General features: G+C 65.7%; 2 protein-coding genes and 1 pseudogene. 1 reads left to right on the forward strand and 2 read right to left on the reverse strand.

Annotated elements, in window-relative coordinates:
* Window positions 1-211: pseudogene (locus tag IEY84_RS27115) on the reverse strand (IS3-like element ISPfr13 family transposase); the annotation flags it as partial.
* On the opposite strand from IEY84_RS27115, the gene IEY84_RS26510 reads away from it, so the two are divergent.
* Window positions 152-625 carry an integrase core domain-containing protein gene (locus IEY84_RS26510; protein WP_505816819.1) on the forward strand — a complete coding sequence of 158 codons (474 nt, stop codon included), beginning with the start codon at window positions 152-154 and terminating at the stop codon, window positions 623-625. The pseudogene IEY84_RS27115 and the gene IEY84_RS26510 overlap by 60 nt on opposite strands.
* 288 nt (window positions 626-913) lie before the next feature.
* Here the strand turns inward: IEY84_RS26510 and IEY84_RS26515 are convergent, their stop codons facing one another.
* Window positions 914-2,200, reverse strand: a complete 1,287-nt coding sequence (locus tag IEY84_RS26515; RefSeq protein WP_229789052.1) for an HNH endonuclease signature motif containing protein — start codon at window positions 2,198-2,200, stop codon at window positions 914-916.
* Window positions 2,201-2,660 lie beyond the last annotated feature (460 nt).

Here is a 2,660-nt window from a genome sequence, read left to right on the forward strand (position 1 = left end):
TGATTTCAGCCGACTCACTGCTCGTGACACCAGGCCGCTCACCCGCGTCCACATCAGCCTGAGCCGCCCAACGTCGCAGGCTCTCCTTGCCGACCCCGACCTGCTTGCTCACCGCAGCCACCGCGGCCGTCGTGGTGGGGTACTCGCCCCGGTGCTCAAGCACCAGTCGTACAGCCCGCTCCCTCAGAGCAGGATCAATCTTCTTCGGCATACTGTCCATCCTTCCGGACTCAAACAGCAGCGGCATCAAACCTGGGGCGCTTCACCCACCTGTGCCGGGTTCATCCGCCGGGCCGCCGACTACTTCGCCACCCACGGCATCACCCGCATCGAGCGGGTCATCACCGACAACCACTTCTCCTACCGCAGATCCCACGACGTAGCCGCGGCCATCACCACACTGGGCGCCAAGCACAAGTTCATCAAGCCCCATTGCCCCTGGCAGAACGGCAAGGTCGAGCGCTACAACCGCACCCTGGCCACCGAGTGGGCCTACCACCAGGTCTACCTCACCAACACCGACCGAACAGCAGCGCTTGCACCATGGCTCGAGCGCTACAACACTGTCCGACGCCACAGCGCACTCGGAGGACTCCCGCCGATCAGCCGACTGTCACCAACGTGATGGCCGAGTACATCTAGACGGCGAAGAGGATGGCGGCGAGAGCGAAGCGACGGCGCCCATTCGGGTGCGGTGGTCGGCGAATACGTCGGACACGGGCACTGAGAACCCTGGAAACGACGAGAGCAGCTCGGGCGACCCGTCGGGTCCATCGTTAGACGCCAGCGCTATCGCACATCTTGGCCGACTTCCGCGATACCGCACAGACAGCCGTCATGATGATCGGAGTCGTTTCTGAGCCCGCTGGTCGGGCGGACGACAGGCTGACGTGCCGGGTGACTTGGCCTGTCTCTATGTCCGTCTGATGAATCGGATGTCGCCGTTGGGTAAGCGCTCGTGGACGTAGGCGGTGTCGTGGGCGCGGTGGTGGTGATGGCTGCAGAGCAGGGCGGCGTTGTCGATGTCGGTCGGACCGCCTTGTGCCCAGGCGAGCCAGTGGTGGGCCTCAGCCCAGGTTCCGGGGATGTCGCACCCTTCGGCCTCACAGGTTGCTGATCGCAGTAGCAGGGCACGGCGCTGGGCGGCTTGGAAGAAACGTTCCTTGCGTCCGAAGTCCAGAACCTCAGAGGGACCACCGAGGACGGCGGGGATGATGTTCGCGGTGCAGGCCAGGCGTCGGGCTTCGGCTGCGGTGATCGGGCTGCCGCCCACGATCTGGCCGATGCCTGTATCTGTGCGGAGCTGGTCGAGGTCGATGGTCACGATCACGGTGGTGGCGTCCCCGCCGTGGATCGGGAGCCGGGTCGGGTCCAGGGTCTCCAGCAGCTGGCAGAACGCCCGCCCCAGCCGGCGGTCGTAGGGCAGGTAGTCGCCGGTCGTGGTGCGGGTCCCGTCATCACGTCGGGGTGAGGCGAAGGCTTCGAGGTTGGTGGCGAGCCGGTCCGCGGTCGCGTCCGGGACCACCGCGGTGATCCGGGTGGTGCCGTCGCCGAGGCGCCGCATGGTCAGTCGGGTCTTCTTGCGGGCGTGGGCCTCCTCGGCCGCGAGCCGGCGGGCTTCTTCGGCCTCGGCGATCTCGGGGGCGATGACGTCCAGGATCCGGCGTCCTAGGCGCCGTAGCTGGGTGGGGTCGAGCTCGGTGGCGTAGCCGACCAGGGCTTCCTCGGCCCTGGTCTTGACCTCAGGGTCCAGGTCAGTGGGTAGGTCGTCGAGCGCTGCGACGATCACGGTGGCTTGGGCTGGGTTGCATTCACCGGCACGCATCGCTGCAGAAACCTGGTGGTAGGTCCGATCCAACGCCGCTGCGAGCCGCTGGTCGGCGCGCAGGTCCTCGGGGCGTTGGTGGGTGTGGTGATGCAGCCACGCCGCGACATCACGAGCCGCAGTCTCGGCAGCGACATCGTCAGCAGCCGCGAGCACCCGCAGTTCGAGCTCGGCCAGCTGGGCCTTGGCCCGGGCGATCTCCAGGAGAGCCGCGGCCTTCTGGTCGGTGGCCATGAACGTGGGGTTCGCGTCCGCTACCTGCTCCAGGCAGGTGGTGATCGCGACCACGGCCTCGAGCACAGGGTGCTGTGGCTGCTGCAGAGCGGTCATCGCGATGGTCACCTCCGGACGTACGAACTCAAAGGATCTGCCCACACGCAGATCTGTCTTGGTTCGCTGGTCCCGGAGGCCCGCCAGATACGGGCTATTACTTACCCTCGCAGCTCGGCGGTCACGCCCCTGGATCCCCTGGATTACTCCCCGCCCGATGTGTCTCGGACGATAGAAGCACGCCTCAGATTGAGGTGGTCGGCCTTCACGTTTACGCCTGCGCCGAGCCTACCATGCGTAGCAAACTGAAACCAGCGAAAACGACCGAGAACCCAATCAGGGACAGATATCCCAGCGAGAACCCAGACCGCTGCTGGAAGCCCGCAAGACACCCACATGGCACCCAGCCCAGGCACCCTGTCTTGTAAATCTCCCAACCCAGACACCGTATTGGCCCCACCCGTGCTGGAACCCAGACACGAGACCAATCGGACACACCTTGATTCGCCCTGGGTTTCGTTCCTATCGGTTTCCCTGTCCGGCGGTCACCGGCTGGGCTGAATCA

Source organism: Nocardioides albus (genome assembly GCF_014648255.1).
Taxonomy (GTDB): Bacteria; Actinomycetota; Actinomycetes; order Propionibacteriales; family Nocardioidaceae; genus Nocardioides; species Nocardioides albus.